The 25046-nt window shown below is 69.0% G+C and carries 21 protein-coding genes and 1 tRNA gene; 3 read left to right on the forward strand and 19 right to left on the reverse strand.

Features of this window, described 5'->3' with window-relative positions; all coding sequences use genetic code 11:
• Positions 1-193 precede the first annotated feature (193 nt).
• Complete coding sequence (locus ACGFQ9_RS17855) at positions 194-2644, forward strand: YfhO family protein (protein WP_393574711.1); 2451 nt, start codon at positions 194-196, stop codon at positions 2642-2644.
• 216 nt (positions 2645-2860) lie between these two features.
• On the opposite strand, the gene ACGFQ9_RS17860 is transcribed toward ACGFQ9_RS17855, so the two are convergent.
• From ACGFQ9_RS17860 to ACGFQ9_RS17915, 12 genes are all read right to left on the reverse strand, one after another.
• Positions 2861-6760 (reverse strand): DNA-directed RNA polymerase subunit beta', encoded by a 3900-nt coding sequence (locus ACGFQ9_RS17860; RefSeq protein WP_393574712.1) that lies wholly within the window; start codon positions 6758-6760, stop codon positions 2861-2863.
• Positions 6761-6857: 97 nt separating this feature from the next.
• Positions 6858-10340 carry a DNA-directed RNA polymerase subunit beta gene (gene rpoB / locus ACGFQ9_RS17865; protein WP_393574713.1) on the reverse strand — a complete coding sequence of 1161 codons (3483 nt, stop codon included), beginning with the start codon at positions 10338-10340 and terminating at the stop codon, positions 6858-6860.
• A gap of 197 nt (positions 10341-10537) precedes the next feature.
• Positions 10538-10801: a hypothetical protein gene (locus ACGFQ9_RS17870; protein ID WP_393574714.1), complete on the reverse strand. Its 264-nt coding sequence runs from the start codon at positions 10799-10801 to the stop codon at positions 10538-10540.
• Between the two features lie 107 nt (positions 10802-10908).
• Positions 10909-11292, reverse strand: coding sequence for a 50S ribosomal protein L7/L12 (gene rplL, locus ACGFQ9_RS17875; RefSeq protein WP_393574715.1), 384 nt, complete (start codon positions 11290-11292; stop codon positions 10909-10911).
• A 111-nt stretch (positions 11293-11403) separates the two neighbouring features.
• Positions 11404-11934 (reverse strand): 50S ribosomal protein L10, encoded by a 531-nt coding sequence (gene rplJ / locus ACGFQ9_RS17880; protein ID WP_393574716.1) that lies wholly within the window; start codon positions 11932-11934, stop codon positions 11404-11406.
• A 289-nt stretch (positions 11935-12223) separates the two neighbouring features.
• Positions 12224-13081 carry a hypothetical protein gene (locus tag ACGFQ9_RS17885; protein ID WP_393574717.1) on the reverse strand — a complete coding sequence of 286 codons (858 nt, stop codon included), beginning with the start codon at positions 13079-13081 and terminating at the stop codon, positions 12224-12226.
• 86 nt (positions 13082-13167) lie between these two features.
• On the reverse strand, positions 13168-14094 hold the full coding sequence (locus ACGFQ9_RS17890; protein WP_393574718.1) for a hypothetical protein: 927 nt from the start codon (positions 14092-14094) through the stop codon (positions 13168-13170).
• A 124-nt stretch (positions 14095-14218) separates the two neighbouring features.
• Positions 14219-14947: a 50S ribosomal protein L1 gene (gene rplA / locus ACGFQ9_RS17895; protein WP_393574719.1), complete on the reverse strand. Its 729-nt coding sequence runs from the start codon at positions 14945-14947 to the stop codon at positions 14219-14221.
• 89 nt (positions 14948-15036) lie between these two features.
• Positions 15037-15471, reverse strand: coding sequence for a 50S ribosomal protein L11 (gene rplK / locus ACGFQ9_RS17900; protein WP_030201618.1), 435 nt, complete (start codon positions 15469-15471; stop codon positions 15037-15039).
• 166 nt (positions 15472-15637) lie between these two features.
• Positions 15638-16552, reverse strand: a complete 915-nt coding sequence (gene nusG, locus ACGFQ9_RS17905; protein ID WP_393574720.1) for a transcription termination/antitermination protein NusG — start codon at positions 16550-16552, stop codon at positions 15638-15640.
• An 84-nt stretch (positions 16553-16636) separates the two neighbouring features.
• Positions 16637-16918 (reverse strand): preprotein translocase subunit SecE, encoded by a 282-nt coding sequence (gene secE, locus ACGFQ9_RS17910; protein ID WP_365106142.1) that lies wholly within the window; start codon positions 16916-16918, stop codon positions 16637-16639.
• A gap of 105 nt (positions 16919-17023) precedes the next feature.
• A tRNA-Trp gene (locus tag ACGFQ9_RS17915) sits at positions 17024-17096 on the reverse strand.
• Between the two features lie 281 nt (positions 17097-17377).
• On the opposite strand from ACGFQ9_RS17915, the gene ACGFQ9_RS17920 reads away from it, so the two are divergent.
• Both ACGFQ9_RS17920 and ACGFQ9_RS17925 read left to right on the forward strand, forming a co-directional pair.
• Positions 17378-18604 (forward strand): pyridoxal phosphate-dependent aminotransferase, encoded by a 1227-nt coding sequence (locus ACGFQ9_RS17920; RefSeq protein ID WP_393574721.1) that lies wholly within the window; start codon positions 17378-17380, stop codon positions 18602-18604.
• A gap of 175 nt (positions 18605-18779) precedes the next feature.
• Positions 18780-19799, forward strand: a complete 1020-nt coding sequence (locus ACGFQ9_RS17925; RefSeq protein WP_393574722.1) for an adenosine deaminase — start codon at positions 18780-18782, stop codon at positions 19797-19799.
• Between the two features lie 58 nt (positions 19800-19857).
• Here the strand turns inward: ACGFQ9_RS17925 and ACGFQ9_RS17930 are convergent, their stop codons facing one another.
• The 7 genes from ACGFQ9_RS17930 to ACGFQ9_RS17960 all read right to left on the reverse strand — a co-directional run bounded on the left by ACGFQ9_RS17930 (position 19858) and on the right by ACGFQ9_RS17960 (position 25032).
• Positions 19858-20283, reverse strand: a complete 426-nt coding sequence (locus ACGFQ9_RS17930) for a hypothetical protein (RefSeq protein ID WP_393574723.1) — start codon at positions 20281-20283, stop codon at positions 19858-19860.
• A 3-nt stretch (positions 20284-20286) separates the two neighbouring features.
• A complete protein-coding gene (locus ACGFQ9_RS17935) occupies positions 20287-21342 on the reverse strand; it encodes a UDP-N-acetylmuramate dehydrogenase (protein WP_393574724.1) in 1056 nt (351 codons plus the stop codon).
• A 65-nt stretch (positions 21343-21407) separates the two neighbouring features.
• Positions 21408-21812, reverse strand: a complete 405-nt coding sequence (locus ACGFQ9_RS17940) for a DUF3291 domain-containing protein (protein ID WP_393574725.1) — start codon at positions 21810-21812, stop codon at positions 21408-21410.
• A 79-nt stretch (positions 21813-21891) separates the two neighbouring features.
• On the reverse strand, positions 21892-23346 hold the full coding sequence (locus ACGFQ9_RS17945) for a DHA2 family efflux MFS transporter permease subunit (RefSeq protein ID WP_393574726.1): 1455 nt from the start codon (positions 23344-23346) through the stop codon (positions 21892-21894).
• Positions 23347-23425: 79 nt separating this feature from the next.
• Entirely contained in the window at positions 23426-24049 is a 624-nt protein-coding gene (locus ACGFQ9_RS17950) for a TetR/AcrR family transcriptional regulator (RefSeq protein WP_393574727.1), read from the reverse strand.
• Between the two features lie 94 nt (positions 24050-24143).
• Positions 24144-24572 (reverse strand): MaoC family dehydratase, encoded by a 429-nt coding sequence (locus ACGFQ9_RS17955; RefSeq protein WP_393574728.1) that lies wholly within the window; start codon positions 24570-24572, stop codon positions 24144-24146.
• A gap of 1 nt (position 24573) precedes the next feature.
• Positions 24574-25032 carry a MaoC family dehydratase N-terminal domain-containing protein gene (locus ACGFQ9_RS17960; protein ID WP_393574729.1) on the reverse strand — a complete coding sequence of 153 codons (459 nt, stop codon included), beginning with the start codon at positions 25030-25032 and terminating at the stop codon, positions 24574-24576.
• Between the last annotated feature and the right edge of the window lie 14 nt (positions 25033-25046).

Raw genomic sequence — 25046 nt, forward strand, 5'->3', positions numbered from 1 at the left:
CTACGGCTCTCATGCGGTTGATCGACACGCACGGGAGCCCAGGCACACCCCAGGCACAAGGTCTGAGCGTACCTACCGCACTGACTCCGGTCAAAACAAATGCCCCGGGCCCGGGAACCGCCCCCGCCCGTCCCCTGAACGGCTGCATAAACTACCGAACAGGCCATTATAGCGATCTTCAGGGAGTACTGCATTGGCGAGCCGGATCAAGCGGCTGTACGCCCCCCTGCTCGCCTTCGCGATCACCTCGGCGGCGTTCTGCACCGCCTGGGTGTGGCGCGGCAGCTTCCCCTTCGGGAACACCGGGCGGGCCATCAACGACCAGGCGAACCAGTACGTCCCCTTCCACCGGGCACTGTGGGACCTGGCGCACGGCCAGGCGGCCGGCGACGTCCTCTTCACCTGGCGCGGCGGCTTCGGACAGCAATTCCTGTCCGACTACTACACCTACCTCGGCAACCCGTTCTCCTGGCTGGCGGTACTGGTCCCGCGGGCCCACGTCGACCTCGCGGTCTTCCTGGTCACCCCGGTCACCATGGGGTTCGCCGCCGCGCTGATGGCGGTGTACCTGGGCCGGCTGGTGCCGGGCCCGTGGTGGCAGCGCGGGGTGCTCGGCGCCGCGTACGGCCTGTGCGGGTGGGCGCTCAGCGACGCCTCGTACATCCCGATGTGGCTGTGGGGCCTGGCCGCCCTCCCGATGCTCGGCATCGCGGTCGAGTGGTGCCTGGAGCAGCGGCGCTGGCCCGCCGCCACCGCCCTGGTCGCGCTCGCCTGGCTGGGCAACTTCTACACGGCGATGATGGCCACGATGGCCGTCAGCGTCATTCTGGTCATCCGTCTCATCACTCGGGACATGACCGCCCGGCAGCGCGTCCGCGTGCTCGGGCGGGCCGCGACGGCGGCCGGTGCCGGCATCGCCCTGACCCTCCCGCTACTGCTCCCTTCCTTCCTCTCCAGTGGTGCCGCCCAGCCCACCGCGGTCGCCGAGTTCGACCCGCAGCGGCTGGACGTGTTCCTCACCGGGATGCTGCCGGCCACCCACCTGTGGGGCGGCCGGCCCCGGCTCTACATCGCTTCCGTGGGCCTGATCCTGGCCGGGTCCTTCCTGCTCAACACGCGTGTCGCCCGGAAGACCCGGCTGGTGTGGGGCCTGGCCGCGGTGCTGGTGGCGGCCTCCTTCCAGTTCCCGCCCACCCAGTACCTCTGGCACGGGCTGGCGGTCCCGAACGGCAACCCGTACCGCGAGGCCTTCGTCTTCAGCGCGATGCTGGTGGTCCTGGCCTGGATGTCGCTGGCCAACCGGCCCCGCCCGCTGCACCTGGCGCTCACCTTCGGGCTGCTGGTGCTCGCCACCTTCCTGCTACGGAACACCGACGACTTCTCCGTCGAGACCTGGTACGCCGTCCTGGGCGGCGGGGCGCTCTCGCTGCTCGCGCTGCTCCTGCTGCACCTGGGTGAGCGGCGCCGCGCGCTGGTCCCGGTGGCCGCCGTGCTGATGGTCTCGGTGGTCTTCGCCGAGTCCGCGCTGTCCGCCGCCAACGCGGACGAGAAGCGGGCCCGGGAGCGGTGGGCGAAGCCGGCCGCGACCTCGAACCGGTCGATCACCAACCATGCCGAGGCGGTCCGGCAGGTGGACGGCTGGCCCGTATACCGGACCGATTCGGGGAAGCCGCAGACCTCGTACAACGACGCCCTCGCCCTCCGGGCGGAAGGCCCGCAGTACTACAGCAGCTACCTGCCCGAGGTCACGTACCGGGCGCTCGAACCCCTGGGCTACGGATACAAGAACGACGGCCGGACCCTCTTCGGCGCCGACAACCCCGTCCTCGACGCGATCTTCTCGATCGGTGCGCGGGTCTCCCCGGTCCCGGGCGAGAAGAACGCCTGGCAGGGCACGAAGTTCCCGGCTCCCCCGCTGGTGACCGTCCGGTCCGGCCCCTACTCCTCCCCCAACCCGGCCGGCAGCGTCTGGGCGAACCAGGAGGAGGTCCTGGGGAGCACGGTGTACCAGGTGCCCCGGACCACTCGATCGGGAAGCGCCACCGAACAGAAGTACGCCGCCCAGTGCGCTCCCGGCTCCGAGGCGTACTGGTATTCCCCCGCCCTGAACGGCGTCCTCCGTACGGGCGGCACCGACCACCGCATCGAGGACAGGCAGACGGGCGTGCTGAAGCTCGGCCCGGTCCCCGCGAACGGCCGGGTGGAGGTCACCGTCCGCACCAAGAGCCAGGGGGCGGCGCCCGGGCAGCCCATCGGCTGCCTGAAGCCCGGGGCCGTCGGCGCGGCCGTGGCGTCCCTGACCGCCACCGGCGCCACCTCGGTAGGCGTCGGCGGACACACCATCGGGGCCACCCTCCCGAAGGGGACCCGCGGTACCGCGGTCTTCGCCATGACCGCCGTCCCGGGCTGGCAGTGCTCCGCCCCGATGAAGCCCTTCCACGGCCTGGTCGCCCTGGAGGTCCCGGCCGGCACCGGGAAGGTCTCCTGCACCTTCACCCCGAAGGGCTTCCGTCCCGGCCTCGCAGCCGCCGGCCTGGCCCTGCTGGCGCTGCTCACGGTCACCGTGGTCGCCCGCCGGCGCGTCCGGCCGGACAGCACGGAGGCCGCCGCCGAGGAACGGCCCGCGGTCACGACGGCCGCCTAGCCCGGCAGCGGCAGCGAACTCCGCTGCGGACACGGCAGAGCCCCCGGTCGGGAACGACCGGGGGCTCTTTCGTGCTCCGGACCGGGGGCCGGACCGGGTGTCAGGCTGCGGGCCGGGGGCCGGGCCGGGGGCCGGGCCAGGTGGTGCCCAGCCGGGAACGCCGCAGGGCGGCCACCCTTCCGGGTGACCGCCCTGCGGTTGTTACTGCCTGTGACCTCAGCCGTTGTACGGGCCGTAGTCGTAGTCCTCCAGCGGGACCGCCTGGCCGGAGCCGGTGCCGAAGGGCGAGTAGTCGATGTCGTCGTAGCCGACGGCCGAGTACATCGCGGCCTTCGCCTCCTCGGTGGGCTCCACCCGGATGTTGCGGTAGCGGGACAGACCCGTACCGGCCGGGATGAGCTTACCGATGATGACGTTCTCCTTGAGGCCGATGAGGCTGTCGGACTTGGCGTTGATCGCCGCGTCCGTCAGGACTCGGGTCGTCTCCTGGAAGGAGGCGGCCGACAGCCAGGACTCCGTCGCCAGCGAGGCCTTGGTGATACCCATCAGCTGCGGACGGCCGGAGGCGGGGTGACCGCCCTCGGTGACCACACGACGGTTCTCGGTCTCGAAGCGCGAACGCTCGACGAGCTCGCCCGGAAGCAGCTCGGCGTCGCCCGACTCGATGATCGTCACGCGGCGGAGCATCTGCCGGATGATGATCTCGATGTGCTTGTCGTGGATCGACACGCCCTGCGAGTTGTAGACCTTCTGGACCTCGCCGACCAGGTGGACCTGGACCGCACGCTGGCCGAGGATGCGCAGCACGTCGTGCGGGTTGGTGGCACCCGCGGTGAGCTTCTGGCCCACCTCGACGTGGTCGCCCTCGGTGACCTCGAGGCGCGCACGCTTCGAGATCGGGAAGGCGGTCTCGTCGGAGCCGTCGTCCGGCGTGATGACGATCTTCTTGGTCTTCTCGGTCTCCTCGATCCGCACGCGGCCGGCGGCCTCGGAGATCGGGGCGACACCCTTCGGGGTACGGGCCTCGAAGAGCTCGACGACACGCGGCAGACCCTGGGTGATGTCGTCACCGGCCACACCACCGGTGTGGAAGGTACGCATCGTCAGCTGGGTACCGGGCTCACCGATGGACTGGGCGGCGATGATGCCGACCGCCTCACCGATGTCGACCAGCTTGCCGGTGGCCAGCGAGCGGCCGTAGCAGAAGGCACAGGTGCCGACCGCGGACTCACAGGTCAGGACCGAGCGGGTCTTGACCTCCTCGACGCCGTGGGCGACCAGGGCGTCGATCAGGACGTCGCCGAGGTCGACGTTGGCCGGCGCGATGACCTTGCCGTCGATGACCACGTCCTCCGCCAGCATGCGGGCGTAGACCGAGGTCTCGACGTCGTCGGCCTTGCGCAGGACGCCGTCCTCGCCGCGGACCGCGATCTTCAGCTTCAGACCGCGCTCGGTGCCACAGTCCTCCTCGCGGATGATCACGTCCTGCGAGACGTCCACCAGACGACGGGTGAGGTAACCCGAGTCGGCGGTACGCAGGGCGGTGTCGGCCAGACCCTTACGGGCACCGTGGGTGGAGATGAAGTACTCCAGCACGGACAGGCCCTCACGGAAGGACGCCTTGATCGGACGCGGGATGGTCTCGTTCTTCGCGTTCGACACCAGACCACGCATACCGGCGATCTGCCGCATCTGCATCATGTTTCCTCGGGCACCCGAGTCAACCATCATGAAGATGGGGTTGGTCTTGGGGAAGTTCGCGTTCATCGCCTCGGCGACCTCGTTGGTCGCCTTGGTCCAGATCGCGATGAGCTCCTGCGTGCGCTCGTCCTTGGTGATCAGACCGCGCTCGTACTGCTTCTGGACCTTCTCGTCCTGGGCCTCGTAGCCCGCGACGATCTCCTTCTTGGCCTCGGGGACCACGACGTCGGAGATGGCCACGGTGACGCCGGAACGGGTCGCCCAGTGGAAGCCGGCCGCCTTCAGGTTGTCGAGCGTCGCCGCCACGATGACCTTGGGGTAGCGCTCGGCCAGGTCGTTGACGATCTCGGAGAGCTGCTTCTTGCCCACCGAGTAGTCGACGAACGGGTAGTCCTCGGGCAGCAGCTCGTTGAAGAGCGCACGGCCCAGCGTGGTCTTCAGACGGAAGCTGTCGCCCGGCTGGAATTCCTGCTCACCCTCCTCGGCGACCGGGGGGACCCAGCCGCGCGGCGGGATGGTGCCCACCGGGAAGCGGATGTCGACGGAGGACTGCAGCGACAGCTCGCCGGCGTCGAACGCCATGATCGCCTCGGCGGTGGAGCCGAAGGAGCGGCCCTCGCCCTTGACGTTCCGCAGCTCGCCGTCGGTGGTGAGGAAGAACAGACCGAGGACCATGTCCTGGGTCGGCATCGTCACCGGGCGGCCGTCGGCCGGCTTGAGGATGTTGTTCGAGGACAGCATCAGGATGCGGGCCTCGGCCTGCGCCTCCGCGGAGAGCGGCAGGTGGACGGCCATCTGGTCACCGTCGAAGTCCGCGTTGAACGCGGTGCAGACGAGCGGGTGGATCTGGATGGCCTTGCCCTCGACCAGCTGGGGCTCGAAGGCCTGGATGCCGAGGCGGTGCAGCGTGGGCGCACGGTTCAGCAGCACCGGGTGCTCGGCGATGACCTCTTCGAGGACGTCGTACACGACGGTGCGGCCGCGCTCGACCATGCGCTTGGCCGACTTGATGTTCTGCGCGTGGTTCAGGTCGACCAGGCGCTTCATCACGAACGGCTTGAAGAGCTCCAGCGCCATGGCCTTGGGCAGACCACACTGGTGCAGCTTCAGCTGCGGGCCGACGACGATGACGGAACGCGCCGAGTAGTCGACACGCTTGCCGAGCAGGTTCTGACGGAATCGACCCTGCTTGCCCTTCAGCATGTCGCTGAGGGACTTCAGCGGACGGTTGCCGGGGCCCGTGACCGGGCGGCCGCGGCGGCCGTTGTCGAAGAGGGCGTCGACCGCCTCCTGGAGCATCCGCTTCTCGTTGTTCACGATGATCTCGGGGGCACCGAGGTCGAGCAGACGCTTCAGACGGTTGTTGCGGTTGATGACACGGCGGTACAGGTCGTTCAGGTCGGAGGTCGCGAAGCGGCCACCGTCCAGCTGCACCATCGGACGCAGGTCCGGCGGGATGACCGGGACGCAGTCCAGGACCATGCCCTTGGGGCTGTTGCTGGTCTGCAGGAACGCGGAGACGACCTTCAGGCGCTTCAGCGCACGGGTCTTCTTCTGGCCCTTGCCGGTACGGATGATCTCGCGGAGGCGCTCGGCCTCCTCCTCCAGGTCGAAGGACTCCAGGCGCTTCTGCAGCGCCGCGGCACCCATCGAGCCGTCGAAGTACGTGCCGAAGCGGTCACGCAGCTCGCGGTAGAGGAGCTCGTCGCCCTCCAGGTCCTGGACCTTGAGGTTCTTGAAGCGGTTCCAGACCTCGTCCAGGCGGTCGATCTCGCGCTGGGAGCGGTCGCGGAGCTGCTTCATCTCGCGCTCGGCACCCTCGCGGACCTTGCGGCGCACGTCGGCCTTGGCGCCCTCGGCCTCGAGCTCGGCCAGGTCGGTCTCGAGCTTCTTGGCGCGGGCCTCGAGGTCGGCGTCGCGGCGGTTCTCGATCTGCTGGCGCTCGACGGAGACGTGGGCCTCCAGCGACGGCAGGTCGCGCTGACGGCGCTCGTCGTCGACGAACGTGATCATGTACGCGGCGAAGTAGATGACCTTCTCGAGGTCCTTCGGCGCGAGGTCCAGCAGGTAGCCCAGGCGCGACGGGACACCCTTGAAGTACCAGATGTGGGTGACGGGGGCGGCGAGCTCGATGTGGCCCATCCGCTCACGGCGCACCTTGGCGCGGGTGACCTCGACGCCACAGCGCTCGCAGATGATGCCCTTGAAGCGGACACGCTTGTACTTGCCGCAGTAGCACTCCCAGTCCCGGGTCGGACCGAAGATCTTCTCGCAGAAGAGTCCGTCCTTTTCGGGCTTCAGGGTGCGGTAGTTGATGGTCTCCGGCTTCTTTACCTCGCCGTGCGACCAGGTACGGATGTCGTCCGCGGTGGCAAGGCCGATCCGCAGCTCGTCGAAGAAGTTGACGTCGAGCACTGTGCGTCAATCCCTCTTTCGGGGTCGTGTCTCTTGATCAGTGGTCTGAAACGGTCCCGGGGCGGCGGGGGCTCTTGTGGAGCCCCCGCCGGGCCCGTCAGACCTCTTCGACGCTGCTCGGCTCGCGCCGGGACAGGTCGATACCGAGCTCCTCCGCCGCGCGGAAGACGTCCTCGTCGGTGTCGCGCATCTCGATGGACATGCCGTCCGAGGACAGCACCTCCACGTTGAGGCAGAGCGACTGCATTTCCTTGATGAGCACCTTGAAGGACTCGGGAATGCCCGGCTCGGGGATGTTCTCGCCCTTGACGATGGCCTCGTAGACCTTCACTCGGCCGGTGACGTCGTCGGACTTGATGGTCAGCAGCTCCTGGAGGGCGTACGCGGCGCCGTAAGCCTCCAGCGCCCACACCTCCATCTCACCGAAGCGCTGGCCACCGAACTGCGCCTTACCACCCAGCGGCTGCTGCGTGATCATCGAGTACGGACCGGTCGAACGCGCGTGCAGCTTGTCGTCGACCAGGTGGTGGAGCTTGAGGATGTACATGTACCCGACCGAGATCGGGTCCGGGAACGGCTCGCCGGAGCGGCCGTCGAACAGGCGCGCCTTGCCGGACGGGAGCACCATCCGCTCGCCGTCGCGGTTCGGGATCGTGTGCTGCAGGAGGCCGGCGAGCTCGTCCTCACGGGCACCGTCGAACACCGGGGTGGCGACGTTGGTGCCGGGGGCGACCTGGTCGGCGCCGATGGCCTGCAGACGCTGGGCCCAGTCGTCCGCGAGGCCGGAGACGTCCCAGCCGCGGCTGGCGAGCCAGCCGAGGTGGATCTCCAGGACCTGTCCCGGGTTCATTCGGGACGGGACACCGAGCGGGTTGAGGATGATGTCGACCGGGGTGCCGTCCTCGAGGAAGGGCATGTCCTCGATCGGGAGGATCTTGGAGATGACACCCTTGTTGCCGTGGCGGCCGGCGAGCTTGTCACCGTCGGTGATCTTGCGCTTCTGGGCGACGTAGACGCGGACCAGCTGGTTCACGCCCGGGGGAAGCTCGTCCCCCTCCTCGCGGTCGAAGACGCGGACGCCGATGACCTTGCCGATCTCACCGTGCGGCACCTTCAGGGAGGTGTCACGGACCTCGCGGGCCTTCTCACCGAAGATCGCGCGGAGCAGGCGCTCCTCCGGGGTCAGCTCGGTCTCACCCTTCGGGGTGACCTTGCCGACCAGGATGTCGCCGGCGACGACGTCCGCACCGATGCGGATGATGCCGCGCTCGTCGAGGTCGGCGAGGACCTCCTCGGAGACGTTCGGGATGTCCCGGGTGATCTCCTCGGGGCCGAGCTTGGTGTCACGGGCGTCGACCTCGTGCTCCTCGATGTGGATCGAGGAGAGGACGTCGTCCTGCACGAGGCGCTGCGACAGGATGATCGCGTCCTCGTAGTTGTGACCCTCCCACGGCATGAACGCCACGAGCAGGTTCTTGCCGAGGGCCATCTCGCCCTCTTCGGTCGCCGGACCGTCGGCGAGGACCTGGGACTCGATGATCCGGTCGCCCTCGTTGACGATGACCTTCTGGTTGACCGAGGTGCCCTGGTTGGAGCGGTTGAACTTGGCGACGCGGTACGTGGTGTACGTGCCGTCGTCGTTGGCGACGGTGATGTAGTCGGCCGAGACCTCCTGGACGACACCGTCCTTCTCCGCCTTGATGGAGTCGCCGGCGTCGACGGCACAGCGGTACTCCATGCCGGTGCCGACGAGCGGGGCCTCCGCCTTGATGAGCGGAACGGCCTGGCGCATCATGTTCGCGCCCATGAGGGCGCGGTTGGCGTCGTCGTGCTCGAGGAACGGGATCATCGCGGTCGCGACGGACACCATCTGGCGCGGGGAGACGTCCATGTAGTCGACGTCGTCGCCGGCGATGTAGTCGATCTCGCCGCCACGGCGGCGGACCAGGACGCGGTTCTCGGAGAAGCGCATGTCCTCGTCCAGGCGCGCGTTGGCCTGGGCGATGACGAAGCGGTCCTCTTCGTCGGCGGTCAGGTAGTCGACCTCGTCGGTGACGACACCCTCGACGACCTTGCGGTACGGGGTCTCGACGAAACCGAACGCGTTGACGCGGCCGTAGGACGCGAGCGAGCCGATCAGACCGATGTTCGGGCCTTCGGGGGTCTCGATCGGGCACATGCGGCCGTAGTGCGACGGGTGCACGTCACGGACCTCGAAGCCGGCCCGCTCACGGGAGAGACCGCCGGGACCCAGGGCCGAGAGACGACGCTTGTGCGTCAGACCCGACAGCGGGTTGTTCTGGTCCATGAACTGCGACAGCTGGCTGGTGCCGAAGAACTCCTTGATGGAGGCGACGACCGGCCGGATGTTGATCAGGGTCTGCGGCGTGATCGCCTCGACGTCCTGGGTGGTCATGCGCTCGCGGACGACGCGCTCCATCCGGGCCAGGCCGGTGCGGACCTGGTTCTGGATGAGCTCGCCGACGTTGCGCAGACGACGGTTGCCGAAGTGGTCGATGTCGTCGACCTCGACCACGATGTTCGTGCCGTTCTCACCGACGGTCTCGACCTCGCCCGCGTGGAGCTTCACGAGGTAGCGGATCGTGGCGATGACGTCGTCGGTGGTGAGGACCCCGGCGTCGAGCGGCTCGTCCGCGCCCAGCTTCTTGTTGACCTTGTAGCGGCCGACCTTCGCGAGGTCGTAGCGCTTCGGGTTGAAGTACAGGTTCTCGAGCAGCGTCTGCGCGGCCTCACGGGTCGGCGGCTCGCCCGGACGCAGCTTGCGGTAGATGTCGAGCAGCGCGTCGTCCTGGCCCTGGGTGTGGTCCTTCTCCAGGGTGGCGCGCATGGACTCGTACTCGCCGAACTCCTCGAGGATCTGCTCGGTGGTCCAGCCGAGAGCCTTCAGGAGGACGGTGACGGACTGCTTGCGCTTGCGGTCGATGCGGACGCCGACCATGTCGCGCTTGTCGACCTCCATCTCCAGCCAGGCACCCCGGGACGGGATGATCTTGGCGGAGAAGATGTCCTTGTCGGACGTCTTGTCGATGGAGGAGTCGAAGTAGACACCCGGCGAACGGACCAGCTGCGACACCACGACACGCTCGGTGCCGTTGATGACGAAGGTGCCCTTGCTGGTCATGAGCGGGAAGTCGCCCATGAAGACCGTCTGAGACTTGATCTCACCGGTCTCGTTGTTCGTGAACTCGGCCGTGACGAAGAGCGGCGCGGCGTACGTGAAGTCGCGGTCCTTGCACTCGTCCACCGAGTTCTTCGCCGGCTCGAACCGGTGGTCGCGGAAGGTCAGCGACATCGACCCGGAGAAGTCCTCGATCGGGGAGATCTCCTCGAAGATCTCCTCCAGACCGGACTTCGTGGGGACGTCCTGTCCACTCTCCAGCGCCGACTCGACGCGAGACTTCCAGGCGGCATTGCCGAGCAGCCAGTCAAAGCTCTCGGTCTGCAGCGCCAGGAGGTTCGGAACCTCGAGGGGCTCCTTGATCTTTGCAAAGGAGATGCGCAGCGGGGCGGTGCTGGCGCCGTTGTTCGTATTGGTCGAGGCGTTGCGCGAGGCGGCCAAGAGGGGGTCCTTCCGAGGGCTCGGACTCACTACGCGCGTACCGGTCCCAGCCGACACAGGAGACGGGATGCTTCCTTTCCCGGACAAAAGGCCAGGTCAGAGACATTCAGTCAGGTCTGCTCGAGCGTGGGCATGCCCCTGGCGACGGGCAGGGGGCAGCTAACAGGCAGCGCAAAGGGTCAGTGTAGCCACTTGGCTCACTGATGTCCAGACCAGGTTTCTGAAGCCCGGCAAAAGACCTTCCCTGTGTTGTTGAACGCGCCGCAACCCTCGCGCGCCCCGAACACAGAGCGCGTATCGATACTGCCCTCTTCGTAGTCGATCCATGCCTCGGAACCGGATCGATCTGGGCTGCGGCTTGCAACGGGTCTGAGAATTGCGCGCCGCGTGCCGTTCGTCAAGGCCCCCTGCTCCGTGCGGATCATCACCGGACCCGCCTCCAGAGCAACGAAGATCACCATACTCCTCAACGAGAGCAGGGCAAGCCAGGCACTTCGGATACGTCAAAGGGCGACCACCCTTTCGGGTGATCGCCCTTCGCAGAGGCCGTCAGACGGCCTCAGAGGTGTTACTTGACCTCGACGGACGCGCCAGCGGCCTTGAGGGACTCGGCGGCCTTCTCAGCGGCCTCCTTGTTGACCTTCTCGAGGACCGGCTTCGGGGTGCCGTCGACGAGGTCCTTGGCCTCCTTCAGACCCAGGGAGGTCAGCTCGCGCACGACCTTGATGACCTGGATCTTCTTGTCGCCCGCACCGGTGAGGATGACGTCGAACTCGTCCTTCTCCTCCTCGGCCTCGGCGACGGGGCCGACACCGGCCGGGCCGGCAACGGCGACGGCCGCGGCGGCGGTGACGTCGAACTTCTCCTCGAAGGCCTTCACGAACTCGGAGAGCTCGATGAGGGTCATCTCCTCGAACTGAGCGAGCAGGTCGTCCTGAGACAGCTTCGCCATGATGGGCGATCCTTCCACTAATTCGGCTGGTGCCGAGATGTATCGAAAGGCGGGCGTAACGGCCCGCTACGACCCGCGCTCTAGGCGGCGCGGATCAATGCGCGAGCCGAATTACTCGGCACCGCCCTGCTCGGCGAGCTTGACGCGAAGCGCCTCCGCGGTGCGGACGAACTTCGACGGCAGCGCCTGGAAGAGCGAGGCAGCCTGGGACTGCTTGCCCTTGAACGCGCCGGCCAGCTTGCTGAGCAGAACCTCGCGGGACTCGAGGTCCGCAAGCTTCTTGATCTCGTCGGCGGACAGCGCCTTGCCGTCAAGGACACCGCCCTTGATGACGAGCTTGGGGTTGTCCTTGGCGAAGTCACGCAGAGCCTTCGCCGACTCCACCGGGTCACCGGTGATGAAGGCGACCGCGGTCGAACCAGCAAGGTGCTCGTCCAGCGCGGTGATCCCGACCGAGTTGGCCGCAATCTTGGTCAGCGTGTTCTTCACCACGGCGTACTGGGCGTTCTCACCGAGCGAACGACGCAGCGTCTTGAGCTGCGCAACGGTGAGCCCCGTGTACTCGGTCAGCACAGCGGCGTTCGAGCTGCGGAACATGTCCTCCAGCTCGGCTACCGCGGCAGCCTTGTCGGGCCTTGCCATAGAGCGTCGGCCTCCTTCCGGGTGATGAGGACCGCGCAGAAGGGGCTGGGCAAAACAAAGCGCCCCGGGCGCAGGCGCACGGGGCAACGCTCGACCAGGAACGAATCCCGGGAGCCTTTCCACATTCACCTGCGCGGGTCGCCCGCTTTCAGCGGATCCTTCGGCCACCGTTCCCTTGCGGGGACGGCAACGACCAGCGGTCTTTGGCTTCTCGGGAACTGTACGTGACCGCAGTCCGCGGAAGCAAATCCGCGGACTGCGGCACGGGGAGCGACGGCACCGGGAGGGGTCAGGCCCCCTGGGCCTTGGCCAGCTCGGACAGGTCCACCACCTGGTCGGCCGGCGGGGCGGTGAGCTCGACCGGCTGGTTGAAGTCCAGGAACTTGATCGTGATGTCCACCGGGCCCTGGGTGCCCTCGCCGCGGGTGCGGACCTGGACCGGCCGGCTGTCCTCGCCGATCCACATGTCCGTCAGCAGGCTCTTGATGCCCTGGGACTCCAGCTGCTTCAGGGACTTCTCGCGGCTCTCCTTCTGCTCGGGAGTGGCCTTCGCGAGGGAGGAGCGCATCTCCTCCGTGGTGACCGTGCCGCTGAGGTGCGTGGTCTTCTTGCCCTCGACGGTCTCCTCGCCGACCACCTTGAGGTCCTTGGCCGACTGGAGCTGGTTCGCCCGGTCACCGGGGTTCTCCGCCTGCTGGCCGCCGCCGTTGCCCAGGGCGTCGAGCTGCTTGGCCGCGCTCGGGTCGACGGCCTTGAGGTCGATCTTCAGGAACTTGTCCTCGCTGCCGAGGTACATGATCCCGTCGATCAGACGGATGTCGACGGTCTCGCCGGCCTTCGCCGGGTTGCTCATCTTCATGGACATGGCCACGGTCGGCTTGAGCCGGACGGAGGCCTCGCCCGCGACCTGCTGGCCCGCGGAGGAGCCGGTCATGGAGTAGCGCATCGAGGTGAGCTCGACGGAGTTCTTCTGCACCTTCTCCAGGTACGCGGCCGGCTCGACCTTGGTGACGACGGTGTTGGCACCCCCAGCCTTGTCCCCTGCCTTGCCGTCGGCCTTCTTGTCCCCGCAGGCGGTGGCCCCGCCGGCGAGGAGGACGGCGGCCAGTACGGCCGCGGCGGCCCGCTTCTTGACGTTGTCGCGCATGATTTCCCCACCCCATGTGATCAGCTGTCCTCCCCGACCATACGCGGGGATCCGTACATTCATGCGGAATTCCCGCACCCGTGCGGTCAGTCCGGCATGACCGGCCGGTCACCGGAAGCCGGGTCGAACACGTCCTCGGCGTCCGGTTCCGAGATGGTCAGCGGCGCGCCGAAGTCGGAGTAATGCCCGTCGATCGTGAAGGTCCCGGCCGGCGAGTCCATGATCACCTTCATCCGTACCGGGTACCCGTGACCGCCGAGCCAGACGTCCATGTCGTAGCCCGTGATCCCGACCGCTCGGGAAGCGGCGATCACTCGCTGCCGCTGCTCCGCCGGCATGGCCGCGGCCCTGGGACTGACGGCGGCCATCTCCTCCAGCGTGACCAGGCCCTTGTAGTGCTCGGTGGCGGTGCCGTCCACCTGCTCGGTACCGAGGTGCTTCAGGTTCGGAGAGTGGAGCAGCACCCCGAGCTGCTCGGCCGGGTCGTTGCTCATCCCCGTGGGCGTACCGTCGGGCCCCGGGGCGGCGGACGCCGGGGCGTGCATCCGCATCCAGCGCTTGCCCCCGGTCCGCTCCGCGAGCTCGGGTCCGACGTCGGCGTACCGCTTCGTGCCGAGCAGGATCATCCGCTGGCTCTCGGGGATCCTCACCGAGGTGGACTTCGGCTTCATGGCTCCGGTGAACCGCATGGTGACGTCCATGGCCGGGACGTCACCCCAGCCCTGCACACCGGCCATCTCGACCGTGCCGCCGCCGGAGTCACCGCCGAGGGTGATCGTCATGCGGACCTTGGCCGAGTACGCCTTGCCGGTCTTCTGCCAGGCGGCCTGCAAGGCCTGCGCCGCCGCCCCGGACGGCGCGGTGTCCCCCGACGCGCTCGCCGACGCCCTCACGGCCGTGTCCCCCGCGGCCCCGCCGCCTTCCCCACCCTGGCAGGCGGTCGCGGTCAGAGCGACCACCGCCGCCATGGCGGCGGCACGCACACCGCTCCTGACGCGGCTTGCCTCGTTCATTTCCCCACCCCTGTGCACGAGCAAAATCGAACGCATCCCAGGCACAACGCAACGGGCCCCGCGCTTCCGTTCGGAAGTGCGGGGCCCGTGGTGCCACTCAGCGAGCCGGAAGGGCTCGGCCCGGCTAGACGGCCGCCGGGTCCTCCTCGACGAGGAGGTTGCGGGTGCGGTTCGGGTCCAGCTGGATGCCGGGGCCCATGGTGGTGGTCAGGGCGGCCTTCTTCAGGTACCGGCCCTTCGCGGCGGACGGCTTCAGACGGAGGATCTCGTCCAGGGCCGCGCCGTAGTTCTCGATCAGCTGCTCATCGGTGAAGGAGACCTTGCCGATGATGAAGTGCAGGTTCGAGTGCTTGTCGACACGGAACTCGATCTTGCCGCCCTTGATGTCGGTGACGGCCTTGGCCACGTCCATGGTGACGGTGCCGGTCTTCGGGTTCGGCATCAGGCCACGCGGACCGAGCACGCGGCCGAGGCGGCCGACCTTGCCCATGAGGTCCGGGGTGGCGACAACCGCGTCGAACTCGTTCAGGCGGTTGCCCTTGGCGATCTCGTTGATCAGCTCGTCGTCGCCGACAATGTCGGCGCCGGCGGCTTCCGCGGCCGCAGCACGGTCACCGGTCGCGAAGACCAGGACCCGGGCGGTCTTGCCGGTGCCGTGCGGGAGGTTCACGGTGCCGCGGACCATCTGGTCGGCCTTGCGCGGGTCGACACCCAGGCGGAAGGCAACCTCGACGGTGGCGTCGAACTTGACGGACGAAAGCTCCTTGGCGAGACGGACGGCCTCGAGCGGGGCGTACTGCTTCTCCCGGTCGATCTTGGCGTCCGCAGCGCGGAGAGTCTTGCTGCGCTTCACTTCTGCTCCTGTTTTTGTTGCTTCAGGTGTGGAGTCGTGGTGCGGACCAGCGCTTGGCCCTACCACTGGGTAATGCAGGGAGGCTGAACTCAGCCCTCGACCGTGATGCCCATGGAGCGGGCGGTGCCGGCGATGATCTTCTCGGCGGCGTCGAGGTCGTTGGCGTTCAGGTCGGGCATCTTGGTGGTGGCGATCTCCCGGACCTGGTCGCGCGTCAGCTTGGCGACCTTGGTCTTGTGGGGCTCGCCGGAGCCCTTCTCCACACCAGCGGCCTTGAGGATCAGGCGGGCGGCCGGCGGAGTCTTGGTGACGAAGGTGAAGGAACGGTCCTCGTAGACCGTGATCTCCACCGGCACGACCATGCCACGCTGCGACTCGGTCGCGGCGTTGTAGGCCTTGCAGAACTCCATGATGTTGACGCCGTGCTGACCCAGCGCGGGGCCGACCGGCGGGGCCGGGTTGGCCGCACCGGCATTGATCTGGAGCTTGATAAGCCCCGTGACCTTCTTCTTCTTGGGAGGCATTGCTCTCTCCGGGTCCTAGTGAGAGTTTTCCAGCCGCCGTCCGGTCATCCGGATGGAGGCATACCGCACCACGATAACGGGTATCGGTGCGGGGCTTAAAACCGAGCAGGTCAGACCGCCCTTTGCGGGGCGATCCGACCTGTTCGGACGACTGTGGGCCAGAAGGTCAGTTCTTCTGGATCTGGTCGAAGCTGAGCTCGACCGGGGTCTCGCGGCCGAAGATCTCGACGAGGCCCTTGACCTTCTTCGAGTCCGGGTTGATCTCGTTGATGGTCGCCTGCAGCGTCGCGAACGGGCCGTCGGTGACGGTGACGGAGTCGCCGACCTCGAAGTCCAGCACCTGGATCTCGCGCTTGACGGCGGGCGCCGGCAGGCCGGCCTCCTCCGCGGCGGCCTTGGCGGCCTTCTCCTTGGCCTCCGGGGCGAGCATCTTGACGATCTCGTCCAGGGTCAGCGGGTACGGGTCGTACGCGTTGCCCACGAAGCCGGTGACGCCCGGGGTGTTCCGGACGACGCCCCAGGACTCGTTCGTCAGGTCCATGCGGACGAGCACGTAGCCGGGCAGCTTGTTCTGCCGGACGTTCTTGCGCTCGCCGTTCTTGATCTGGACGATCTCTTCCTCGGGCACCTCGGCCTGGTAGATGAACTCCTCGACGTTCAGCGAGACGGCGCGCTGCTCCAGATTGGCCTTCACGCGCTTCTCGTAGCCCGCGTAGGTGTGGATCACGTACCACTCGCCGGGGAGGGTGCGGAGCTCCTCGCGCAGGGCCTGCTCCGGGTCGACGGGCTCGGCCGGCTCCTCGGGGGCCTCCTCCGCCTGCGCCTCGACGGCCTCGGTCTCCTCGACCTCGTCCTCGTCGGTCTCGGCAGCCTCGTCCTCGTCGGTCTCGACGACCTCGTCGGCGGCCTCGTCCTCGTCGGCCTCGGTGTGCAGCGCGGCTTCCTCGGCGGGCTCGCCGGCCTCGATGTCGGCGGCCTCGGCCTCGTCGGGGTCCACAGCGTCCGCCGCCTCGACGATGTCGAGCTCGTCCTCGACGGACTCGACGGAGTCGTGGCTCACGTTCAGGTTCGGGTCAGACACGGTGGCGGCTTCTTCCTGGATACAAAAATGGGTGGAACATGCGAAAACGGGCGGCACCCATCAAGGCGCCGCCCTCCGCGGGGATCAGCCGAAGACGAACTTGATGGCTTCCTGGAACCCATAGTCAATCACGGTCACCAGACCGATCATGATGAGCACGAAGACAATCACCACGGTGGTGTACGTCGTCAGCTGGTTGCGAGTCGGCCACACGACCTTGCGCAGTTCCGCCACGACCTGGCGGTAGAAAAGCGCGAGGCGGCCCAGGGGGCCCTTCTTACCGCGCTTGCCGCCCTTACGGGCCTTCTTCTCGCGGGTCTCGTCCTCGGCATCAGGCATGTCGATGGAGCCCAGGGCGTCCGTCACGTCTCTCACCTGAATCCGGGTCATGGCCGTGCCGCGCCCGGTTGAGCCGCACGGCGGTGCATCGAAGTACGTACCTGCGCACACATCCGGCGAGGGAGTGTGGAGCAGGGCCGGAGGGACTCGAACCCCCAACCGCTGGTTTTGGAGACCAGTGCTCTACCAATTGAGCTACGACCCTTTGCGTCCCCCAACCTACAGCATCCGAGCGGATGCACGGTGTGCACGCGATCTCGTCGCTTGCTGAGGGCCAACGACAGGTGAGTGTACGTGTTCCTGCGCCCGACGTCGAACGACATTGATCCGGGCACGGCTGCGGAGCGTGTCCGGGGTACTCCCGGCGGGTGTCCGGGACTTGCCCCGAAGGTCTCCGGGGCTCCCCCGGAAGGTTGTCCTGAAGCGATCAGTCCGCTCTCTGAAACAAGGTGCCGCGCCCGTTTTCCGTCTGGGACGATTGGGACCATGACCTCTGCAACGCCTTCCTCCGAGCGCCGGGTTTCGGCCCGCATCGGCGCCATCTCCGAGTCCGCCACCCTCGCCGTGGACGCCAAGGCCAAGGCCCTCAAGGCCGCCGGGCGCCCGGTGATCGGCTTCGGCGCGGGCGAGCCCGACTTCCCGACCCCGGACTACATCGTCGAGGCCGCCGTCGAGGCCTGCCGCGACCCGAAGTTCCACCGCTACACGCCGGCCGGCGGTCTGCCGGAGCTGAAGAAGGCCATCGCCGAGAAGACGCTGCGCGACTCCGGCTACCGGGTCGACGCGTCCCAGGTGCTGGTCACCAACGGCGGCAAGCAGGCGATCTACAACGCCTTCGCGGCGATCCTGGACCCGGGTGACGAGGTCATCGTCCCGGCCCCGTACTGGACCACCTACCCGGAGTCCATCCGCCTCGCGGGCGGTGTCCCGGTCGAGGTCGTCGCCGACGAGACCACCGGCTACCGGGTCTCCGTCGAGCAGCTGGAGGCCGCGCGCACCGAGCGCACCAAGGTCGTCCTGTTCGTCTCCCCCTCCAACCCGACCGGCGCGGTCTACAGCGAGGAGGACGCGAAGGCGATCGGCGAGTGGGCCGCCGAGCACGGCCTGTGGGTCCTCACCGACGAGATCTACGAACACCTGGTCTACGGCGAGGCGAAGTTCACCTCGCTGCCGGTGCTGGTGCCCGCCCTCGCCGACAAGTGCATCATCGTCAACGGTGTCGCGAAGACGTACGCGATGACCGGCTGGCGCGTCGGGTGGGTCATCGGCCCGCAGGACGTCATCAAGGCCGCGACCAACCTGCAGTCGCACGCCACCTCCAACGTCTCCAACGTGGCCCAGGTGGCCGCCATCGCCGCGGTCTCGGGTGACCTGGACGCGGTCGCGGAGATGCGGAAGGCCTTCGACCGCCGCCGCCAGACCATGGTGAAGATGCTCAACGAGATCGACGGCGTGCTCTGCCCCACCCCCGAGGGCGCGTTCTACGCGTACCCGTCGGTCAAGGCCCTGCTGGGCAAGGAGATCCGCGGCAAGCGCCCGCAGACCTCCGCCGAGCTGGCCTCCCTGATCCTGGACGAGGCCGAGGTCGCCGTCGTCCCGGGTGAGGCCTTCGGCACCCCGGGTTACCTGCGCCTCTCCTACGCCCTGGGCGACGAGGACCTGGTGGAGGGCGTGTCCCGGATCCAGAAGCTCCTCGCCGAGGCGAAGGCCTAGCAGCGGCCCGCGGCGAGTCCCGGAGCGGCGTCACCCCGGCGGGGGTGACGCCGCTCCGGCGTTTCACGGCGCCGCCGGGGCCCGGGCGGCGCGCGCCCCTCGTATTCGCGTTCGGGCAAGCTCCCGTTCAGGGAATCGGGCTGCCGAACGGGTGAGGATGCGGCAGGATCACCGGATGGAGCACGTACGCGATCTCACGCTTCTGCCGAAAGCCCACCTGCACCTGCACTTCACCGGGTCCATGCGGCCCTCGACGCTGCTGGAGCTCGCCGACAAGTACGGCGTACGGCTCCCGGACGCGCTGACCGCCGGCGAGCCGCCCAGGCTGCGGGCCACCGACGAACGCGGCTGGTTCCGCTTCCAGCGGCTCTACGACGCCGCCCGCTCCTGCCTGCGCGCCCCCGAGGACATCCAGCGCCTGGTCCGCGAGGCCGCAGAGGAGGACGTCCGGGACGGCGGCGGCTGGCTGGAGATCCAGGTCGACCCCACCTCGTACGCGCCGCACCTCGGCGGGCTGATCCCGGCCGTGGAGATCATCCTGGACGCCGTGGACTCCGCGTCCCGGGACACCGGTCTCGGCATGCGGGTGCTCATCGCGGCCAACCGGATGAAGCACCCGCTGGACGCCCGCACCCTGGCCCGGCTCGCGGTGCGGTACGCCGACCGCGGTGTGGTCGGTTTCGGCCTCTCCAACGACGAGCGCCGGGGCATGGCCCGCGATTTCGACCGGGCTTTCGCCATCGCCCGTGAGGGTGGTCTGCTGGCGGCCCCGCACGGCGGGGAGCTGACCGGCCCGGCGTCGGTCCGGGACTGCCTGGACGACCTGCACGCGGCGCGCGTCGGCCACGGCGTACGGGCGGCCGAGGACCCCCGGCTGCTCCGGCGGCTGGCCGAGCGGCAGATCACCTGCGAGGTCTGCCCGGCCTCCAATGTCGCCCTGGGGGTCTACGAGCGGCCCGAGGACGTCCCGCTGCGCACCCTCTTCGAGGCCGGGGTGCCGATGGCGCTGGGCGCCGACGACCCGCTGCTGTTCGGCTCGCGGCTGGCCGCGCAGTACGAGATCGCCCGCCGGTACCACGGCTTCACGGATGCCGAACTGGCGGAACTGGCGCGGCAGTCGGTACGGGGCTCGGCGGCTCCGGAGGACGTGCAGGCCAAGCTGCTGACCGGGATCGACCACTGGCTCACGTCCTGACGTCCTGACGCCTGACATACGGCCGCCCGCACGCCCTCGTGTCCTGACGCGGTGGGGCTCAGACGGGTCGGCGGGTGAGCCGCAGGTCGCCCTCCCAGCAGTCGGCCCGCACCCGGTCGCCGTCGGCGAAGCCGATCTCCAGCAGGGTCCGGCCGGCCGCGGGGTCGGCGAATTCGGCGACCGTGGCGACGGTGTCGCCGAGGTGCCGGAGGAAGGGGTGGTCGCCAAGATCCTCACCGACCTCGATGCGGCCCCACTCTCCGGTGTCGTACGACGCGTGCGGCTCGGACCGCTCGACGATCAGGCAGCCGTCGGAGCCGGTGGTGATCCGGGTGGACTCGCCCTCGCTGTCGACGAGCCAGATGTCGAGGGGGGCCTCGGAGCGTTCCCCGTCGGTGACGTGCCAGGACGCGACGATTCTGCGGATCGTGCGGCCCACCAGGGGGGTGGGGTCCGTGCCGGCCCCGTGCAGGGGACAGTGCATCGCTCAGATGCTGACGCCGACCGTCACCGGCTCGTTGACCAGGGTGACGCCGAACGCGGCGTGCACGCCTGCGACGACCTCGCGGGCGAGGGTGAGCAGGTCCTCGGTGGTGGCGCCGCCCCGGTTGGTGAGGGCGAGGGTGTGCTTGGTGGAGATCCGCGCCGGGCCGGTTCCGTAGCCCTTGGTGAAGCCGGCCTTGTCGATCAGCCAGGCCGCGCTGGTCTTGGTCCTGCCTTCGCCGGCGGGGTAGGCCGGCGGGACCGTCGCGTCGCCGAGCCGCTCCCGGACGCGGACGAGGAAGGCTTCGTACGCCTCCTCGGTGAGGATCGGGTTGGTGAAGAAGGAGCCGGCGGACCAGGTGTCGTGGTCGGTGGCGTCGAGGACCATGCCCTTGCCGGCGCGCAGCCGCAGGACGGTCTCGCGGGCGGTGGCGGCCGGGACCCGGTCGCCCGCCTCGACGCCGAGCGCGCGGGCGGTCTCGGGGTACTTGACCGGCGCGGACAGGCCGCCGGCGTCCTCCAGCCGGAAGCGGACGCGCAGGACGACGTAGCGGTCGGGCCGGTCCTTGAAGGTGCTGTGCCGGTACGAGAAGCCGCACTCGTCGTGGCCGAGGGTGACGGTCTCGCCGCTGGTGCGGTCGTAGGCGACGACCTCGGTGATGGTGTCCGCGACTTCCTGGCCGTAGGCGCCGACGTTCTGGATCGGGGTGGCACCCGCGGAGCCGGGGATTCCGGCGAGGCACTCGACGCCGGCGAGACCGGCCGCGACGGTGCGGGCGACGGCCTCGCTCCAGTTCTCGCCGGCCGCGAGTTCCAGCGTGGTGCCGTCGAGGTGGAAGCCGGTGGTGGCGATGCGCAGGGCGGTTCCGGCCCAGCCCTCGTCGCCGATGACCAGGTTGCTGCCGCCGCCGATGACCAGCAGCGGCGTGCCGCTCTCGTCCGCGGCGCGGACGGTGGCGACCACCTCCTCGTCGGTGGTCGCGGTGACCAGCCGGGCGGCCGGACCGCCCAGGCGGAAGGTGGTCAGGGGGGCGAGGGGGGCGTGGTGGATTTCCTGCACGTGCACAAGAGTACGGTCCGCGGCTCCGGCTTCCCGGCGGGGCCACGGACCGTACGTCCCGGGGATCAGTGCCGGGCCTGCTGCTGCGCGGCGAGTCGGCGTTCGGCCTCCTCCCAGCCGATGGGCAGGTCGGACGCCTTCGCGGTCCAGCAGGTGAAGGCCGACTCCTTCATGTACGCGGCGGCTGCACGGGAGCTGGTGCGGTGCGGCTCACTGGCCGCGAAACGGTAGAGGGCGTCGCGGTCCTGCCAGGCGGACAGGGTGAGGAAGGTGCGGCGCGGGACACGGGTGCGGAGGGCCGCGCCGTGGGCACCGGGTGCCTTGCGGATCTGGCCGATGATGCCGGGCGCCTTGAGGAAGAACCGGAGGGCGCCGAGCAGGCTCCGGGTCTCGAAGCGGGAGGCCATGACGTAGACCTCGGTGTCGGGCGAGGCCGGGGCTGTGGGGGTCATCCACGGGATGCCGGGCATGGCGGGGCTCCTTCGTACGGGTGTCGGAGTGCTGGTTCTCGGACGTCGCTTCGCTTCGCGGGTCGTACGGTCCCGGGGGTCAGCTCAGGGCGGTCACCTTCTCCAGGGCCACGGCCGGCTCGGCGGCCGGTGCCGGTGCGGTCCGCCGCCGGCCGGGCAGCAGGGCGAGCAGGGCCGCCACCGCGACGGCGGCGGCGCCGATCCACAGGGCGGGGACGGTGCCGTCGGTGAAGGCCGACGGCGACTCGTAGCCGCCTCGGGCGGAGAACACCGAGGCGAGGACCGCCACGCCGAGGGCACCGCCGACCTCGCGCAGGGCGTTGTTGGCGCCGGAGGCCATCCCCTGGTCGGCGGTGCCCACGGTGGACATCAGCACGTGGGCGGCGGGGGCGAAGTAGAGGGCCATGCCGATGCCGCTGAGGACGAGCGCGGGAAGCTGGGCGGCGTAGGACACCGCGGGGTCGAGGATCAGCGCGAACCAGGCGAGGCCGGCCGCCTGGAAGGCCAGTCCGGCGGCGACGACCGGGCGGCCGCCGATCCGGTCGGCGAGGACGCCGGCGAGCGGGGCGACGACCATGGGCATCGCGGTCCAGGGCAGCATGCGCAGGCCGGCCTCGGTGGGCGAGTAGCCCGCGACGCCCTGGAGGAACTGGCTGAGGAGGAAGATCGAGCCGAACATGCCGAGGTACATCAGCAGGCTCGCGATGTTGATGCCGAAGAAGCCCCGGTCGCGGAAGAGCCGCATGGGGAGCATGGGGTGCTTGGCGCGGAAGCCGTGGAGGACGAAGCCGCCGACCAGCGCGGTGCCCGCGATCAGGCCGGTGAGGACCCGGGCACTGGTCCAGCCGTGCGCGTTGGCGTTGACCAGGCCGTAGACGATGCCGAAGAGGCCGCCGCTGATGAGGAGGGTGCCGGGGAGGTCGAGGCGGGCGCCGGGGGCGGTGGACTCGGCGAGCCGGAGGCGGGCCAGCGGGATCAGCAGGAGGCCGATCGGCACGTTGATCCAGAAGATCCACTGCCAGGAGATGTGTTCGGTGAGGCTGCCGCCGATGAGCGGGCCGCCGGCGACGGCGAGGCCGCTGACGGCGCCGAAGATGCCGAGGGCCATGCCGCGGCGGGCGGCCGGGACGGCGGCGGTGAGCAGGGTGAGGGTGAGCGGCATCATGATCGCGGCGCCGACGCCCTGGACCGCGCGGGCGGCGATCAGCCCTTCGATGCCGGAGGCGAGGGCGGCCGCGGCGGAGGCGCCGGTGAAGACCGCGAGGCCGGCCATGAAGAGGCGGCGGCGGCCGAAGCGGTCACCGAGGGCAGCGCCGAACATCAGGAGGACGGCGAAGGTGAGGGTGTAGGCGTTCACCGTCCATTCGAGGTCCTCCAGCCCGCCGCCGAGGTCCGCCCGGATGGCGGGGAGGGCGGTGGTGACGACGAGGTTGTCCAGGGCCGCCATGAAGCCGGCGGCGCCGGTGAGGACCAGCGCCCAGACGGCTCGGGGACCGAGCCCGGTGCTCCGCCGGTCGTCTTGCGATGCGTTCACGATTCCCCCTGAGGTTGTTAGTTATCGCTGACTAACTTTTGTGGGCAGAAGAGAGCCGGGCCGCGCACGGCCCCGCACCTCACCCCTGCCCGTCACCGGCGGAACCGGCGGAACCGGCCCCGGCCGAACCGGCCGAACCAGCCGAACCAGCCGCCTTGCCGACCGCGTCCGAGAACCCGTCCCAGATCCGGTGACCGGCCGGAAAGCCCATGGCGGACAGGGTGTTGATGAGCATCCCCTGGGCCATGAACTCCGTGGTCAGCCGGACGTCCCCGCCGAGCGGGATCCGGACCGCGTCCCACAGCTCCAGCCAGCCGGCCCGCACGAGCTCGCCGAGCTCGTGGTCGCCGGCCTCCTCGGACGCGGCGACGGTGACGTACATCTGGAGCTGCATCTGCAGCATCGCCGGATCCTCGGCGATCAGCCGGATGTACGCCTCGCCCATGGCCTGGAGGGCCTCCTCGCCGTGCAGTCCGTCCGCGGCCTCGGCGAAGACCCTGCGGGTGTTCTCCAGACAGCGGCCCGACGCGGCCAGGAAGATGGCCTGCTTGTTGGGGAAGAGGCGGAAGAGGTACGGCTGCGAGACCCCCACCCGCCTGGCGATCGCCTCGGTGGACGTGCCGTAGTAGCCGCCCTGCGCGAACTCGCGCACGGCGGCGCGGATGACGCTCTCACGTCGCTCTTCTGCGCTCATCCTGACCATGCAACGAAGTTAGTACTCAATCACTAACTTAGTCAAGGGAGAAAAGAGGCGCCCCCGGAAGCGGGGGCGCCTCTCCGCGCGCGTGCGCCTGCTCTCAGGCGAGCCGTACGACGGCCCGGGACATGCCCAGGACCTTCTGCCCGGCGCTGGTGGCCGTCAGGTCGACCCGGACCCGGTTGTCGTCCAGCAGGGCCCCGACCTTGGCGCTGACCTCGATGAGCGCGCCGGTGTCGTCGTTGGGGACCACCACCGGCTTGGTGAAGCGCACTCCGTACTCCAGGACCGCGCCCGGGTCTCCCGCCCAGTCGGTGACCACGCGGATCGCCTCGGCCATGGTGAACATGCCGTGCGCGATGACGTCCGGCAGCCCGACCTCCTTGGCGAACTTCTCGTTCCAGTGGATCGGGTTGAAGTCGCCGGAGGCTCCCGCGTACTGGACGAGGGTGGCACGGGTCACCGGGAAGGTCTGCGCCGGCAGTTCCGTGCCGACCTCGACGTCCGCGTAACCGATCTTCGCGGTCATCTCACGCCTCCTCTGCGTCTGCGGCACGGGACACGAGCTTGGTCCAGGCCGTCACCACGTGCTCGCCGGTCTCGTCGTGGACCTCACCGCGGATGTCCAGGATGTCGTTGCCCGCGAGGGACTTGATCGCCTCGATGGTCGAGGTCACGGTGAGCCGGTCCCCGGCCCGCACCGGACGGGTGTAGGCGAACTTCTGGTCGCCGTGCACCACCCGGTCGTAGTTCAGGCCCAGCTGCGGGTCCTGGATGACCAGGCCGGCGGCCTTGAAGGTGATCGCGAACACAAAAGTCGGCGGGGCGATCACATCGGAATGGCCGAGCTCCTTGGCGGCTTCCGGATCGGCGTAGGCGGGGTTGGTGTCACCCACGGCCTCCGCGAATTCGCGGATCTTCTCCCGGCCGACCTCGTACGGATCGGTGGGCGGATAGGTCCGCCCCACGAAGGACTGGTCGAGCGCCATGGATCGCTACCTCC

Origin of the sequence: Streptomyces sp. NPDC048603, assembly GCF_043199475.1 — a bacterium.
GTDB lineage: Bacteria > Actinomycetota > Actinomycetes > Streptomycetales > Streptomycetaceae > Streptomyces.